This is a genomic window from Bacillus altaicus (assembly GCF_042136375.2).
Classification (GTDB): Bacteria; Bacillota; Bacilli; order Bacillales; family Bacillaceae_G; genus Bacillus_A; species Bacillus_A cereus_U.
In genome coordinates this window covers 3,063,060-3,079,006 of the sequence record NZ_CM143394.1, presented here as the reverse complement: position 1 = coordinate 3,079,006, position 15,947 = coordinate 3,063,060, and the positions used below count along the sequence as shown (strand labels likewise).

The window sequence follows — 15,947 nt, the reverse complement described above, 5'->3', positions numbered from 1 at the left end:
TTTTGGAGGATTATGTTAAAATAACGTTTTTTTGAGTACAAAGATATTGGAGGTAACAGAAGTGAAAAGTATGTTTTGCAAGAGATTTATTACAATAGTAACAGTGCTTACACTATTTTGTAGCATGGCCGTTACATTTGGAAGAGCATCAGCGGAAACAGTTCCTGCTATAGACGTAGAAGCAGGATCAGCAATTTTAGTAGAAGCAAATTCCGGGAAAATTTTATATCAAAAAAATGCAGATGAATCATTAGCAATTGCTAGTATGACAAAAATGATGAGTGAATACTTAGTTCATGAAGCGGTGGATAAAGGAAAACTTAAATGGGATCAAAAAGTTAAAATTTCTGAATATGCATATAAGATTTCGCAAGATCGCTCATTATCAAACGTTCCATTAGAAAATGGTGGCTCTTATACGGTCAAAGAGTTATATGAGGCAATGGTAATCTACTCTGCAAACGGTGCAACAATTGCTTTAGCTGAAGAGATTGCTGGAAAAGAAGTCAATTTCGTGAAAATGATGAACGATAAATCAAAAGAGTTTGGAATGAAAAATTATAAATTTGTAAACTCTACAGGTTTAACAAACCATGATTTAAAAGGACATCACCCAGAAGGGACAACTCCAGACGAGAAAAATAAAATGTCCGCAAGAGATTGTGCGATTTTAGCACAACGTCTTATTCAAGATTTCCCGAAAATATTAGATACAGCAAAAATCCCTAAAAAAACATTCCAAAAGGGTGGCAAGTATCCGATTGATATGACGAACTTTAACTGGATGTTAAAAGGCTTAATTAAGCAATACGAAGGTGTAGATGGGTTAAAAACAGGAACTACTCCAGAAGCCGGAGATTGTTTTACTGGTACAGTAGAAAAAAACGGTATGCGTCTAATCTCTGTAGTTATAAAAGCAAACTCTCATACAGCACGTTTTGATGAAACAAAGAAATTATATGATTATGGATTTGCAAATTTTGAAGTGAAGAAGGTCTATGGAAAAGATTCAGTAGTAAAAGGTCATGAAACAGTGCGAGTAGCAAATGCAAAGGACAAAGATATAGTTGTTCAAACGAAGCAAGCTGTTTCACTTCCAATGCCAAAGGGCAACAAAGACGTTTATAAAAAAGAATTTAAAGTATCGAATAAAGAACAAGAAGCGCCTATTAAAAAAGGTGTAACAATTAGTCAAATGATTATATCGCCTAAAGATATTACAGATCCTGGGTTCTTATCAGGTAAATCATTACAAGTAGACCTTGTAACAAAATCTGAAGTAGAACAAGCAAATTGGTTTACACGTTTTATGCGCGAAATAGGATCTTTCTTTAGCGGTATGTGGAATAGTGCGGTTGATATAGTAAAAGGCTAACTTTGTAGGATAAAACTAAATATTAGCCTGAAATAAAAGGTTTCAAAGTATTATAGATTCTTATGTGGATGGCTTGGAATGGAAGATTGCATTAATTCTCAAATCTGGTTCTTCGGAACTTTCGGTATTGAAGCTAAGATAAATTTGTATCCATATAATCAAAAAACGCTATTCTTTTTGTAGAAATATACAGAAAGGATGGCGTTTATTATGAATTGTTCGATTCAAAGGGTTCTGGTGCAAGGCTAGTTTAATAAAGTTACATGATGAAAACACATTCATTATTCCATCAAGTTACAATAAAAATAAATACCTGGTACTTATTCCTGTTATTAAATTTTATAAAAATTTAATAAAATCTTTTCTTTCTATTAAATATTTTGTTTTAAATTATTTATATAAAGAAATGGAGGCCAGAAAATGAGTTTTTTAAAGAAATTTAAGTATCTCTTTATAGCGTGTATCCCTATGTATATAGTTATTCTTTAATTTCAATCGAATAAAAAAGCAAGGTATTCGAGAAAAAAGTACGGTACCATACAGAGAAAACGCTCTCCCATACAAAAGTAAATTGTACCGAAAGTGATAAAAGCGAATGTTATATGGAGGGAACCCCCTAATAATTTCACCTGAAAATCGGTAATTAATGAAACAAACAATAACAAAATGATACATGATTACGAGTTAATATCCCCAAAAGATAGGATTACTAGTGACAATCTTTGATACTGACAAGTGAGGTGACGTCGATGAGAGGGACATTAATAAAAAGTGGAGTATTTATTTTAGTTTTAACAGGAGGGCTATATCTTACAAAATACGCATATGACCATCATACTAACCGAGTTAAAGTAAGAGACACGATTCAACAAATATCAATAGAGCATGGTATACCACCATGGATTCCTTTATCTATTGCATTCCATGAAAGTAAGTTTGATCAAAATGCAGTCGGAGATCAGGGCACATCATTTGGACTGTTTCAGCTCCATCGAGGTGGACTAGCACCTAAAGATTTAACGAACGAAGATTTGAAAAATGCAGAAACCAATACTCGAATAGCAATATCTAATATGATAAATGCATATAACCGTGGTTTACAACAAAATTTAAAAGGACCAGAGCTATTAAAATATGTTGCTAATACCTCAGGGTGGCCTGGGAATAAGGGTGTTCAATGGACAAATAAGCAGACAGACTATAACGAGGGTTTAGAAAACAGTTTTAAAATGTTTTCTAAACGACAATACGATTTTATAGAATGAAATTTCTTTTTTCTTTCTATTATTATATAACTTATGCCTAAATACGAAAGTTCCCTAAAACAGATACATAGATTGACTTTGTATTGCTTATATTAGGAATTTAAAGAAACAATATGTATAATTCTCCCACTACAATAGTATAGTGGCCTTTATTAACAGCAAAATCTACAATTTACAAGGAGAACATTTTATGAGTAAGAGAATAAAAGAATTAGATTCCATACGAGGGTTAGCGGCACTTACAGTGGTATTTGGACATTTTTGTTTAATGCTACCATCGTTTCCTAATTCTATTAAATTTTCCCCGCTTAGGTTTTTATGGGCGGGTGGAGAAGCTGTAATCGTTTTTTATGTACTCAGTGGTTTTGTGTTATCTATGGCACTTTATCATTCAAAAACAAATTATTGGGGATATTTAATTAAGCGATTTGTACGAATCTATATCCCTTATTATTTTTGGATAATCATTACCTTTGCTTTATTTATTTTGTTCTCGCCGTATGAAGTGGCTGGACTACGGGATTGGTTCTATGATAGGTGGCAAGGGTCTATAACAAAAATAGATATTATAAACCACTTTGTGCTTCTTAATAACTTTTTTACGGAAAATTATAATCCAGTTATCTGGTCATTGGCTCAAGAAATGCGTATATCTATTGTGTTTCCTTTGTTATTCCTTCTTTTTTATAAACTGAGTTGGAAGAAAACGATACTATTTGCTTTGAGCTTTTCTTTAATTAGTGTTTTCCTTAATATGTTGCATATAGGGAAAGCAGAGGGATTTTATAATGGTTATGCCGATACACTGCATTTCACATCGATGTTTATGGTTGGAATGTTACTTTTTAAGCATCAGGAAAAGCTTATCTACTTATATAGGAATATGAAAAAATTTAATAAAGGATTTCTTATTGCATTAGGGGTTATTCTATATTTATATTCCATTTTAATTTATGGTTTTTCCCGTAATGATACTACTTTCTTATTAAAAGATTGGGGTGTCGTAATCGGTGTTAGTATATTTATAATAATAGCCATGAGTAACCTAAAAGTGAAAGCATTTTTAAATAAGAGTGTATTTGTATACTTAGGAGAAATTTCATACAGTATCTATTTGTGTCATTTTCCAATCATGATGGTACTATTTAAACTTTTGTATACAAAGATACCTATCTTTTTCCTTCTTGCTTTGTGTATTTCAATGACAATACTTTTTTCTATAGTTTCGTATCATTTAATTGAAAAGAAATGTATCAACTGGGCAAAACAAAGAACAACAAATTCCCCCAAAAAGGTGTAATATTTAAAGGGATATTATTTCTTTATTAAATATACGAATATTACAGATTCCTAAGTATATTAGGAATCGGTAAATTATGGATTCTATATAAATATACTAAAATTGAACAAATTTTTAATTTTATACTTAACTCCAAAAACCCTCTTACTAAAGAGAATCTTCGTAACGTTTATCCAAACATAGCCGAAAGTACAATTAGTAAAACGCTAGTTTCCTTGTAGCTGCTTGGTCAAATAAAGTTGGTTTCAAGAGGAAGAAATGCTCAATGGATACAGGTTTAATTCTATATTGATAATTATTAGGGGTAACAACACATCGCTATCTATATCTAGAAAGTTATATAAAATTATTGAATATTTTATTCGTAAAAACAGAGGTGTAAAATGAATTTTATTTCCGAACTACTCGTTACCGTTGCAATTCCTACAATACAACTCACATTCTTGTTACTACTCATTTTTGTTTTTAGCTACTTCATTTGGTCGTCCAGATGATATAACTTTTGCAAGAACAATTGACTTTGATATACTTAGTGTTTATAAAAAAGCATGGAATACCTTTTCATTTTCTTCTTTTTTCCATATCATTGTGAATATAGGTATGCTTTTTCCGTTAGGAATTTTATTACCTTTATTTAGTAATGTTTTTCAAAAAACAAAATGGATGTTAATCAGCTCAATTATAGCAAGTTTATTGATTGAAATCCTTGAATTTATAATGCAACGTGGAAGTATGGAACTAGCCGATTTACTTCATAATACTTTAGGAATGATGCTAGGATATTCTATGTTAAATATAGTTCTTATATTGTTGAAGAAAAAAGAAACAGATACACAAATGACCAAATATTTATTTCTTCCGATTACAGTAAGTTTTGTTGCACTTGGAATAATGATTTCGTATCAAATGAAGGAATTTGGGAATATGCCTTTAGATCCCATTACAAAAACAGACATGACTGATGTCACTATAAAAACATCAATAGAGTTAAAAGACGAAGGTAATAAAATGCCTGTTTACAAAGAGGAAATTACAAAAATGCCTAATGACAATGAGCCAGTTACAAAAAAATCACATATTCGAGATGTCGAAATTCTGTCTCCCAAAGAAGTATTTCAAAAACTAAAACAAGGAGACTTTGATCCTATAATATCTTTCAAAGCAGGTGATACATTAGTCATTACAGATTATAATATAGATTACTACGCTGATACACAAGACTTTTCTCAACCTATATATGTTTTTCAAGTACGCTTAAATGATAATGGGAAAGATAGTTGGTCTCAACCTATTTCTGCGAGAAGATAACGTAGATTTTCATGTTTTTGGTCATGTGAAATAGTTTAATCGAGTTGTCTTGCTCATTTGAAAAATCTCCTATGGAATTTAATTGAAATTGAAAAACATTTAAGAAGAACAATTACGCTGTGGGCTATTGTATAGTGTAGATATGAATAACAAAAAAGGGGGACTATATATGTGGAAGCGATTTGTAGCGATTGGTGATAGTTTTACAGAGGGGATAGGGGATGAAGTTGAGGGAATAGCATTAAAAAGCTGGGTAGATCATTTTGTTCAACTGTGTGTAGATGATTTAAAATATGCTAATTTTGCAAAGCGTGGGTTAGTAACTAAAGAAATTCGCTCGCAGCAATTGGAAAAGGCATTAACTTTTAATCCAGATTTGGTTAGTCTAATTGCAGGTGCAAACGATGTTTTAAAAGGACGTTGGAATCATCATACATATAAGAACGATATGGAATTTATGATAGATACATTAAGTAAAACAGATGCTGATATTATTATAGCAAACCTTCCAGATTTTACAGTTCGGCTTCCTTTTTCTTCTGAAAAAAAACAAGTATTAAAAGAACAATTATTAGAGGCAAATGAAGTTATACTTTCGCTGAGTAGAGAGTATGAGCTTCATCATGTTGACTTTTGGAATCATCATTTAGTTAATGACAATACGCTTTGGTCTACAGATTTAATTCATCCAAACTCAAAAGGATATGTAAAAGTTGCTGAATTGATTTTTAGTAGTTTGCCTGTACAAAAGTCAGAATAATAGTTCACGATTTAACAAATATGATATAATTTGTATTAAGAGATGTTTTTTAAGGAATTCCATCAAGTTCTATATTGGTATCTTTTAGACAAGAAATCGAAAAAAACCTCAAGTATATAATTCATGCTTGAGGTTTTTTATAATAAACAAGAAAAGACACCCTAGGGTGCCTTCCTCTGACTTGAACCATCTTAATTTTAATAATATTGGGCTCCCATCCAATATTATTTTATCACGTTAAATAATATTGTTCATTGAGAAATATGATTCAAATCTATATTTTGTTGTAATCCAAAGTAGACTTCTGAATCTTAAGCATCATTGCTACGTCTTTGCCAATTTATACGGATTGAGAGCTGTCGGTTTTATATGTCATAACATGATTTTTTGATTTCAGTAAACTCTTGTATTCCCACCTTTTTTGGGTAGTTGTCTAGAATCTATATTATAAAATTGAGCACATTAATTAAGGATTGTAAAAAAGAGGTCATCCATCCTATGCCTAAATTGCGGTTAATACCTTCTGATTTGAAACATATTTCTAGAAGAGAATATGAAATCCCTGAAGGTGTAAAAATGATTAAGGCGCCAAATATTTGGGAGCATGGGAGTGAAGTTAGAGCAAATTTGAACTTTGTACAAAGGTGGGAAAGAAGAATCTCACTAATTGATGTTAAAAGAGAAGAGCTAAATGGCATATAAAAACGGGCCATAACCTAGATTTATCATCCATAAAATGTCCCGTTTAACTGTTTGTCCAAATAGTTAGTTAAGAATTAAGGTTCTGGTGCAAAGATAAAATAATAGAGAATATAGCGCATATATTTCGAGCGGAATTGTATTTTATGCTGTTAGCCCAAACACTTGAATAGGTTTTGCTTTTCCATACTGATCACGTCCTTTTTTAGAGTACTAGTATTAGTATGTCCAAGTTTCAGAGATTAGTTACAAATGAATAGCATAGTTAAAACATTCTAGTACAAAAAAGGTTGAGGAATATTGGATATAAAATATGATAAATACGAGTTATTAGAAATATTCGAGAATGAACCAGAAGATAATTATATTCCAGGTGCGGGTGCGTATAGATATAGTAAAATCGATAAACTTGGATTTGAATTGGTAATGATTATGTTCTATTATGATGCAACTGTTGAATTAAAAATGCTTTATGAAGACAAACGTATCATTGAAACCAAGATGGAGTCGGTGAAACAAATTTATACGCGTAATGACTCGCTATACATTCAAGGGGCAGAAGCAAAGAAAAGAATCGAAGTGAAATTCAAGCCACATTTTACAGTTGAAATAGAAGAATTCTAAAAGCTGAAATATAAGAAAACACCTTATACAAAAAGCGCCTACATGGGCGCCTTTTGTATTTCTTAAAATGACTTAAGATGCGTTTACTTGAGTTCATTAGGTAGTTAGAGCTTGATAGACTAACTTAAACGAAAAATGTTGAGCAGTTCAATTTCATTATACATCAATATATTTAAATGAAATATGAAATTGTGCATCTCAATTTCTGTATCATGATTTCCAAACTTGACTCACGAATAGAAAAACAGTGAGCATAATAATAATGATGCTTATCCGATACATCCATGGATGTTCTTCTTTTTTCCCGTTTCTTTTCTTTCTTCGTTTTGCTAATAGCCATAGTCATTGAGATAGAGGAAAAACAACCAGTTATTGAAGAGCAGCCAATAAGTATACTAAATCAAGAAATCCTAAATAGTATTGAGTTTTATATTCAAAAGATGAACACCTATAAAGAGAAGAATAATAAAAGTATAAGTGAGTTAGCAAAAGAAATAGAGATTTCATATTCAACACTTTCAAGGATGTTATGTGGTAAAAGAAAACGATTAAATGATGATATCAAGATTAAACTCGATAAGTGGATAGAGAGACAAGAGGTAGTGAATTTATTATAAATTTACTACCTCTTGTAACATCATATATTTTCACCATATCTTGATATAATTACGTGAGAAAGAAATATACTTTTGTTATGTTAACAAGGAATACTAATAGAAAAGCGTGTTCCTTTTCCTTCTTTACTCTCTATGTCTATATCTCCGTTTAATTCTTTAATAGTACTGTAGGCAATCACGGTACCAAGTCCAGTGCCTTTTTCAGTTGTTGAATAAAATGGTAAGGCAATTCGTTTTAGTTGTTCGGAGGACATTCCAATTCCTGAATCAATAATATCAATAACAACATTCCCTTTAATTTTTTGTATATTAATTTGCAATACTCCACCATCTATCATAGCCTCGATACCGTTTTGTATGATGTTAGTTAAACACAGTTTTAATTTTTCAGGATCAGCATTTATAAAAAGGGAGTCTGTAATATTCAGTTTTAATTTAACATTGTACGATAGAGCGATTGGTGAAATAGCATCTTTCACCTGATTTAAAATGTGATTAATATCTAGTTTCTCTTTTATAATGTTTTGTGGTTTGGTTAAAGATAAATAGTTATTTATAGTAGATTGTATTTGTTGCATTTCAAGTAACATAATTTCTAAGTACTTATCTTGAGACATCTTAGTGTTCTCATTTTCATTTAATAATTGAGTGAATCCATGTACCGTGGTCAGTGGATTATGAATTTCATGCGCAATAGATGCAGCTAGTTCACTAGCTATATAAAATTTTTCTGCTCTTTGCATTCTTTCTTTCATTTTAAATTTCTCAATCATTCCCTCTATTAAATAAACGGATAATAATACTGTAAAAATATTAATGACTATATAATTTAATAAAAATTCAATGAGAGTAGAGCCAATTTTACCACCTGTGTTTATTTGAGTTATAATACCAAAGATAGAAAGTGAAGTTGTACATATCAAAACAAGTAGTATGCTTAATAATATCTTTTTTTCCTTGAAATAAATGGGTAACAAGTAACGAAACATTATTGTAATACCAGTAATAATAGTAAAGATAATAAATGATGGGAAAACTCCGCTTCCGCCTAAGTAAAATCTATAAGAAAGATATAAAATTCCTATAGAAATAACGCTCTTTGTATTTCCATATAGAAAAACTAATATTATTGGAATAAAACGTAAATCATAAATAAACCCAGCATGTAAATGAAAAGGAAAAGTCATACAAAAAATAATTGCAATGGAGGAAAGAACAGAAATTAATATATTATTACATGCTATTTTTTCTTTATGTTCTAGCCAAAATACTTGATAGCTAAGGATACAAATAATAATAATAATAATAAAGGTATTTAATAATAGTGTAGAAATTCCCATAGTTTATGCCTCTCTGTTAGTTTGTATGTAGTATTATGAATGAATTTAATTTAGATTTTCTATCTTTAAAAAGAAAGGGAAGGGTATTTGAAAAGTGATCTTTTACTATGTATATTAGAACCGATGAGGAAGATAGAAAAATTATCTATTAAAAAAGCTATTTTTAGTTATGTGCATTACAAATTGAAAGTAGCCCTTGTATAGGTAACAGATGATGTAATTTTTAGAATAACCTTTCTTTTGAAGGAGTGAATATTCTGGAAAATAAGTATGGATGGCGACAGATATTTCATAGCCTTCGCTATATTAACATGAAAATTATCGAATTACAAAGTGAAAATTAAAAATTTTTATTAGTTTATTTTATTTAAAAACGAAAAAGTATTCAACAGAATGTCACGATTTCATTGTAATATTGCTTTCTTACTTTAGTTTCCATAACTATGATCAGTGCTATGACTTACATAATAGGAAATGAATAACAGCTGATGAAAATCCCTTAAGGAAGTTCATATTTTTTCAAAATGTATTATGCTACAAGACAGATTAGTTTTAACGATTAAAAAACTGTTGGGGTATTCCAGCAGTTTTTTGTTTTTGTGAAAGAATTGGATCCGTTATATTAGAAAGTTGTAGTATGCAAGATTGTATGAGAAAGATGGTTGATATTTTATTAACAAAACTTGGAGAGTCACTACGTCCAATTATCCTATTAGTGAAGGAATGGGCGACTAATAATATGGAGAAGGTTTTGGAAAACAGAAATAACACTCAATAATATTTTAAACCTGTAATTGGTCATTACAAACAGCCTAAAAAGAAAAAACGATTGCCTCTTAGGATCCAAGCAATCGTTTTTTTTATTTTTTTCGGAGATGAAATTTGTATTTTTGTACCCTTTCTCCATCAAGTTAAAAAAATGTTTGTTCCCCAGTAATGAAAAAAATGAATTTAATTCTCATAAATAACTGTAAAGTGGTAAAAATTTCGTTTTGGGGGTAATTCAAAATCTTAAGTTAATGGGCATGGGTTGGAACCCTTTCTTTGTTTAGACCGGATATCCGCCTGTTGGCGGTGGCCAAGCACTAAATAATCTGCGAATCAGCACAATTTCTCCTAAATGGTAGGAGTTGTGAGATGCAATATTGCGTAGAACACCGCCCGGGGTTTCACCAGGCCATTCCTCCAATGTTTTGTCCAATTGAACGGTTTGGGCAATCGCGCATGCCTGTTCAATCCCCTGAAGAAAATACTGAATAATCTGTTGCCACTCTTCCTCACTGCCAGGACATTTTTCTTCAGGCCAGCTCTCTTTTACATGGGCAGGCAATGCAGGCTTCTTCCCCTGAGCGGATAATAAGAGAAAATCTTGCCAGTAGGTCATGTGTTTCACTAATTGATAAATAGAATAAGGCAGTTCCTCTCTGCGTTTTCCCGCAAGCGCCACGTCTATATCCGACAAAGCATTCTTGATGGGAAGATGTCCTCGTTCTCCTCTTAACGATTTTACTAATGCCTCGCTAAACGCTTTATTTGATTGTTCCATAATAACTGACTCCCATCCTGTTTTATTTTCTAATTTGCCGATTTTATGGTTCCGTCTCTTTTATATGCACTAAATATATTATAGAAGATTTATGACTATTAAGAGAAAACAAAATAAGGAAAAAATAACAAGAATTACTGACTTCTTAACGTACAATTGTAGTAACAGATAAATCGAAAGTTCGAATAACAACATCCAGGTCTGCGTTAATGTCAGCCACTTTTGATTTTAGCTTTTCCGATCCCTCCTGAATTTTATCCAATTGATTTTATCGTGAATGAACTATGAGTCGATTATAATGGTTAGAGTGAACTCTAAGTCAAGAAAAAAATAATAAAAGGATAGTTAGTCCATTATGAGGGCTAACTATCCTTTTCATTTACTAAAGCAAACCTTGATGAATGAAATAAATCTCGATGTAAACTATTAAATATCAGTTCACATTTGAAACCTTTATATTATTGAATTTATCGCAATTTACCCATTTTCTTCGAAAGCTTAAATTGTACCGCAGGTACCATCTTACTGTTAATAAGATTAGTCCAGGCTGATAATGTACTTGATTACGTCCTTTTTTAGAGTACTAGTATCAGTATGTCCAAGTTTAGAAGGTTACTTACAAACGTTGTGGAGTGTTTGTACCAGAACCCTTTTTTCTGTGAAAATACTTTGGATGAGATCGAACCATTACCATTATGATCAAAAATACTATCTCTTTCAACTAAAGAAGTAGTAATAGTAACTGAAATAAAATTGTCAAAACAACACTAATAATGATAACGATTGCTAAATATATTTGCTTCTTTTGTTTTGTAAGAATCTTAAAATTCTCCCTCTTCGAATGCCATTTAATCATAAATTTAATTTTTTTTGTAAATGTGGAACTATTTCATTACTTACACTGTCTATTAAGCGTTAAAACATTTTTTATTAAATACATTAAGAAAGGAATAATCATTTTTAACTAAGGGAGAAGATTGAATTGAAAAAATTATGGATGCTGTTTTTCTTTTGTTTTGGAGTTATGTTGGTAGGATGTAATAAAAACGAACCGCCAAAACAAGCATTTGAAGAATATATCAATTTATGGAATGATCAAAAATTTGCAGATATGTATGATCATTTATCAGAACATGCAAAAAAAACGATTTCTAAAAACGATTTCACAGAGAAATATCAAAAAATCTATGAGGGTATAGGAGTTAAGAATTTAAAAATTAAAACAAAAGGAGAGAATACTAAAGATAAAGAACGTTTTCTTTTTGAAGTTAAAATGGATACGGATGGAGGAACAGTTTCATTCATCCATGAAGCAAAACTCGTGAAAGATAAGGAATCTTGGAAAATAGATTGGACACCAGACTTCATTTTCCCAGGTATGAAAAAAGATTACAAAGTACGTATGCAAACAGAGCAAGGAAAACGTGGAGAAATATATGATCGAAATGGAAAAGGGCTTGCAACGAATGGTAAAGCGACTGAGGTTGGAATTATTCCAGAGAAACTAGGTGAAACGGCAGCGCAAACGAAAGAAACAGTAGCACAACTACTTGATATGTCTACAGAAGAGGTCGATCAGAAGCTCGCAGCGAAATGGATAAAACCAGATTCCCTTGTACCAATTGGTATTTTAAAAGAGGGAACCAGACAGAATGATTATATTGAATTAGAAGGAGTTTCATCTCGCCCAGTAAATATTCGTACGTATCCATTAGGAGAAGCAGCGGCACACTTAACGGGATATATAGGAAAGGTAAATGCAGAGGAGTTAAAATCGCTTCAAAAAAAAGGTTATCAAGCAGATGATTTAGTAGGTAAGACAGGTTTAGAGAAAGTATTAGAGAATAAATTGCGTGGTGAAAAGGGTGGACGCGTATTTATGGAAGATGAGAACGGGAAAGAGATTAAAAACGTAGCAAAAAAAGAAGCAAAAGAAGGGGAAGATGTTACGTTAACAATTGATGCCGCAATTCAAGAAAAAATCTTTAATGAGATGAAAAATGAAGCAGGATCTAGTGCAGCGGTCAACCCTAAAACGGGTGAAACAATCGCACTTGTAAGTAGCCCTGCTTATAATCCAAATACAATAGTTAGAGGAGCATCAAAAGCTCAACGAGAAGCATGGAATAACGACTCGAAAATGCCAATGATGAATCGCTTCACAAAAGCATTTGTACCAGGTTCTGTATTTAAAACGATTACAGGTGCAATTGGTTTGGAAACAAAAACAATAAATCCTAAGGAAGAATTTAAAATCCAAGGATTAAAGTGGACAAAAGATTCATCGTGGGGAAATTATTATGTAACACGTGTGAAGGATGCTAGTCCAATTGATTTTGATAAGGCAATGAAGTACTCTGATAATATTTATTTTGCTCAACAAGCTTTGAAAATGGGGAAAGATCAGTATGTAAGTGAATTTAAGAAGTACGGGTTTGATGAAAAATTACCAATCGAATACGAATTTCCTATTTCAATAATTGCAAAAGATGGGATAAAAAATGATATTCAACTAGCAGACACAGGATATGGACAAGGACAAGTATTAATGACACCACTTCATTTAGCATTAACATATGCACCGATTGTAAATGAAGGGAATATTCCGTCGCCTCATCTTTTAAAAGAAGCCAAAGTAGCGGGGAATTGGAAAGAAAATGTGGTTTCTAAAAAGAATCAAGAGATATTAAAGAGTGCATTAATAAAAGTCATTAATGACCCTGATGGAGCGGGGAGAATTGCTAAGGTTGATGGTGTAACTCTTGCTGGTAAAACTGGTACAGCAGAGCTGAAAGAGTCGAAAGAAGCAGACGGAAAAGAACTTGGATGGTTTGCAGCTTTTGATGCAAATGCGCCAGACATGATTGTTACCATGATGATCGAAGATGTAAAAGGAAGAGGGGGGAGCAATGTTCCAGGCGAAAAAGTAAAACATGTTTTTCAGAAACAACACTAAATTATAAGGTGAAATCTTTTACTAAATTTATTATATGTATGCTTAACTCAATGGTATAAATTGGGCAAAAAAAAGAACAATTAAGTTTTAAAAAAGCATTCTCCCTAATTGAGAATGCTTTTTCTATGTTATTGTGGCTCTAGAAAGTTGATATGGCATCATTTTCATTATTTAAATCAAATTCTATGGTTTCGAATGTAATTTTCGAAATAGTATTTGCAAGTACGGGCTGATTAGTAGTTTGAATAGTCCTAAATGCTGATTTAAAACCAGAGAGTTCAGTCGGAAGTGTAGAACTGATTGGGCCAGGGGCTAATGCAGCTGATGATAAAAAACTTGTTCATATTTATTTCCATATCTGAAATCTTGGCATTTCTAATAGTAAAAATAAGAGTAGAACAAATTGAAATGAATAAGTGAGGGTAATTTTAAACTTTAACAAAACAGCTATTTAGTAAAAAATAAATAGAGCACACAAATAAGTATGCTCTTAGAAAAAATAGGTGATATAAGTGGAGTGTTTCATGAAATCCAAAAAATCGTAATCAGATTTTTATGAGTAAATTTTTAATATTGTATGCTTTACTTGTTTTTTAGGAGCCTGTCACTGAAGAGAATGTATAGATGAAATATCTAACAACATTTATTTCCCACCTTTACATTTTTAAAGAAGGAGTCTTCTATCGAAAAAAAAGATAAACAATGGAACAAATGAAACTTGTATCATGTCTATATATTGAAACCATATTAAAAGTGAGGGCAGTTTTATGTTTATTCAAATAAGTTTGAGGTGTGGAAATGGAACAGAAGTTTATTGAAAAATGTAATCATGATGAGCTTGACTATGTTATTAAAGACTATTGGCAAGATGTATGGAATTATTCATTTATTATTACGAAAGATCCGCACTTATCAGATGACATCACACAAGATGTATTTATTAAGGTTTTTAAACATTGGAATTCGTTTCGAAAGGAGTCATCTATTAAAACGTGGATATTAAAAATTACAAGAAATACGGCAATAAACTATTTGAAATCCTCTTATTTTAAAAGGATATCTTTAGTGGGATTTTTTAGTGACGATAAGCAATCTCCATCGGCAGAACAAGAATTTTTTAAGCAAGAGGAAATGAATGATGTATGGGATGTTGTATTAAAACTACCTAAAAAACACCGCGAAATACTAATATTGGACGCGAAATATGAATTGTCTTATGAAGAAATGGCTGAAACATTAGATGTATCAATTGGAACAGTCAAATCTAGATTAAGCCGAGCGAGAAGTAAGGTTTCAAAACTAATAGGGGAGGGTAGAAGTGATGAACAGTAAAAAAAATCCTGACTGGTATAGCAAATTAAAAAATGGACCAATGGAGCGTCGTAAAGATGAAGAAGCATTTATTTATAAAATAAAGCAATCGATATACCAAAATAGTGAGATAGATTCTCCAAAACATAAAAGACCATTTCGTAAAAAAGCATTGCCTATTGTAGTTGTTTTGGTTTGTACAATATTATTTTTTATTGTTCAACAACCTTGGCTTGATGATAATAAATCACCGGTACAAAGTAGTACTCAAATTAAGCCTAAAACAAAAGATGAGTCTGCTCAAGATCCATCATTAAAACAATTTATGAATGAGTTATATCGAAGTACAAATTCAAAAAATGAAAATGACTTGTATAGAGCGTTAAATGATGAAGTTCTATTTAAAGGGGAATTTTATAGGAAGGATGAATTGAAGTTTGATGAGGATATTTTTCATGAGTTGCAAGTCGCTCTTACAATGGGGGGGGAATTTGCAGATGACACAAAGAAAGTATACAAAGTACCAAGTGGATTGACAGAAAGTAACCAACCAAAGCAATCGCATTTTATATATGCAACTGTTACTGGAAATAAAACGAAAATTTTAGCTGAACCAAAACGAGAATCACAAGTTTTATATGAAGTATCTAATGAAATGGTAAAAGCTTGGATTCCAGAAAAAGTACAGAATGATGGATATATAAAAATATCGACAATTAACGGTAATACTGGATATGTACAAAAAGAGTATGTTTTAACTGATATTAAGTATTCATTTATGTTCGAAAAGAATGATGAAGGTGAATGGAACATAATAAATATAGATTCTATATGGTAAAAGAGGAA

11 protein-coding genes and 4 pseudogenes are annotated in these 15,947 nt (G+C 31.5%); 12 read left to right on the top strand and 3 right to left on the bottom strand.

Annotated features, from left to right (window positions below; translation table 11 throughout):
* Nucleotides 1-61 precede the first annotated feature (61 nt).
* From ACE38F_RS16040 to ACE38F_RS16000, 9 genes and pseudogenes are all read left to right on the top strand, one after another.
* A complete protein-coding gene (locus ACE38F_RS16040; RefSeq protein ID WP_002185854.1) occupies nucleotides 62-1,375 on the top strand; it encodes a D-alanyl-D-alanine carboxypeptidase family protein in 1,314 nt (437 codons plus the stop codon).
* A 749-nt stretch (nucleotides 1,376-2,124) separates the two neighbouring features.
* Nucleotides 2,125-2,640, top strand: coding sequence for a transglycosylase SLT domain-containing protein (locus tag ACE38F_RS16035; RefSeq protein WP_078176211.1), 516 nt, complete (start codon nucleotides 2,125-2,127; stop codon nucleotides 2,638-2,640).
* 142 nt (nucleotides 2,641-2,782) lie between these two features.
* Nucleotides 2,783-3,940, top strand: a complete 1,158-nt coding sequence (locus ACE38F_RS16030; RefSeq protein WP_375369161.1) for an acyltransferase family protein — start codon at nucleotides 2,783-2,785, stop codon at nucleotides 3,938-3,940.
* Nucleotides 3,941-4,029: 89 nt separating this feature from the next.
* A pseudogene (locus ACE38F_RS16025) lies at nucleotides 4,030-4,161 on the top strand (Fic family protein); the annotation flags it as partial.
* A 162-nt stretch (nucleotides 4,162-4,323) separates the two neighbouring features.
* A pseudogene (locus ACE38F_RS16020) lies at nucleotides 4,324-5,248 on the top strand (VanZ family protein).
* A 142-nt stretch (nucleotides 5,249-5,390) separates the two neighbouring features.
* On the top strand, nucleotides 5,391-6,008 hold the full coding sequence (locus ACE38F_RS16015) for an SGNH/GDSL hydrolase family protein (protein WP_375369160.1): 618 nt from the start codon (nucleotides 5,391-5,393) through the stop codon (nucleotides 6,006-6,008).
* Between the two features lie 498 nt (nucleotides 6,009-6,506).
* Complete coding sequence (locus ACE38F_RS16010; RefSeq protein ID WP_375369158.1) at nucleotides 6,507-6,710, top strand: hypothetical protein; 204 nt, start codon at nucleotides 6,507-6,509, stop codon at nucleotides 6,708-6,710.
* Nucleotides 6,711-7,007: 297 nt separating this feature from the next.
* Nucleotides 7,008-7,331: a hypothetical protein gene (locus tag ACE38F_RS16005; RefSeq protein ID WP_341306748.1), complete on the top strand. Its 324-nt coding sequence runs from the start codon at nucleotides 7,008-7,010 to the stop codon at nucleotides 7,329-7,331.
* A gap of 338 nt (nucleotides 7,332-7,669) precedes the next feature.
* A pseudogene (locus ACE38F_RS16000) lies at nucleotides 7,670-7,948 on the top strand (hypothetical protein); the annotation flags it as partial.
* Nucleotides 7,949-8,028: 80 nt separating this feature from the next.
* Here the strand turns inward: ACE38F_RS16000 and ACE38F_RS15995 are convergent.
* From ACE38F_RS15995 to ACE38F_RS15985, 3 genes and pseudogenes are all read right to left on the bottom strand, one after another.
* On the bottom strand, nucleotides 8,029-9,288 hold the full coding sequence (locus ACE38F_RS15995) for an ATP-binding protein (protein WP_375369157.1): 1,260 nt from the start codon (nucleotides 9,286-9,288) through the stop codon (nucleotides 8,029-8,031).
* 1,048 nt (nucleotides 9,289-10,336) lie between these two features.
* Nucleotides 10,337-10,834 carry a DinB family protein gene (locus ACE38F_RS15990; RefSeq protein WP_002109976.1) on the bottom strand — a complete coding sequence of 166 codons (498 nt, stop codon included), beginning with the start codon at nucleotides 10,832-10,834 and terminating at the stop codon, nucleotides 10,337-10,339.
* Nucleotides 10,835-10,985: 151 nt separating this feature from the next.
* Nucleotides 10,986-11,081 (bottom strand): annotated as a pseudogene (locus ACE38F_RS15985) (SDR family NAD(P)-dependent oxidoreductase); the annotation flags it as partial.
* Nucleotides 11,082-11,816: 735 nt separating this feature from the next.
* Here ACE38F_RS15985 and ACE38F_RS15980 point away from each other — a divergent pair.
* From ACE38F_RS15980 to ACE38F_RS15970, 3 genes are all read left to right on the top strand, one after another.
* Complete coding sequence (locus ACE38F_RS15980) at nucleotides 11,817-13,790, top strand: penicillin-binding transpeptidase domain-containing protein (RefSeq protein WP_375369156.1); 1,974 nt, start codon at nucleotides 11,817-11,819, stop codon at nucleotides 13,788-13,790.
* A gap of 798 nt (nucleotides 13,791-14,588) precedes the next feature.
* The gene (locus tag ACE38F_RS15975; RefSeq protein ID WP_375369155.1) at nucleotides 14,589-15,122 is read left to right on the top strand and encodes an RNA polymerase sigma factor; all 534 of its coding nucleotides are present in this window, start codon (nucleotides 14,589-14,591) and stop codon (nucleotides 15,120-15,122) included.
* On the top strand, nucleotides 15,112-15,939 hold the full coding sequence (locus ACE38F_RS15970) for an SH3 domain-containing protein (RefSeq protein ID WP_375369153.1): 828 nt from the start codon (nucleotides 15,112-15,114) through the stop codon (nucleotides 15,937-15,939). The genes ACE38F_RS15975 and ACE38F_RS15970 overlap by 11 nt, the downstream gene beginning before the upstream one ends.
* Nucleotides 15,940-15,947: the final 8 nt, after the last annotated feature.

Excerpts from the sequence above, each read along its gene's own strand:
- ACE38F_RS15975 (WP_375369155.1), top strand. The coding sequence starts at position 14,589 with ATGGAACAGAAGTTTATTGAAAAATGTAATCATGATGAGCTTGACTAT.
- ACE38F_RS16035 (WP_078176211.1), top strand. The coding sequence starts at position 2,125 with ATGAGAGGGACATTAATAAAAAGTGGAGTATTTATTTTAGTTTTAACA.
- ACE38F_RS15990 (WP_002109976.1), bottom strand. The coding sequence starts at position 10,834 with ATGGAACAATCAAATAAAGCGTTTAGCGAGGCATTAGTAAAATCGTTA.
- ACE38F_RS16010 (WP_375369158.1), top strand. The coding sequence starts at position 6,507 with ATGCCTAAATTGCGGTTAATACCTTCTGATTTGAAACATATTTCTAGA.
- ACE38F_RS16015 (WP_375369160.1), top strand. The coding sequence starts at position 5,391 with ATGAATAACAAAAAAGGGGGACTATATATGTGGAAGCGATTTGTAGCG.
- ACE38F_RS15995 (WP_375369157.1), bottom strand. The coding sequence starts at position 9,288 with ATGGGAATTTCTACACTATTATTAAATACCTTTATTATTATTATTATT.
- ACE38F_RS15970 (WP_375369153.1), top strand. The coding sequence starts at position 15,112 with ATGAACAGTAAAAAAAATCCTGACTGGTATAGCAAATTAAAAAATGGA.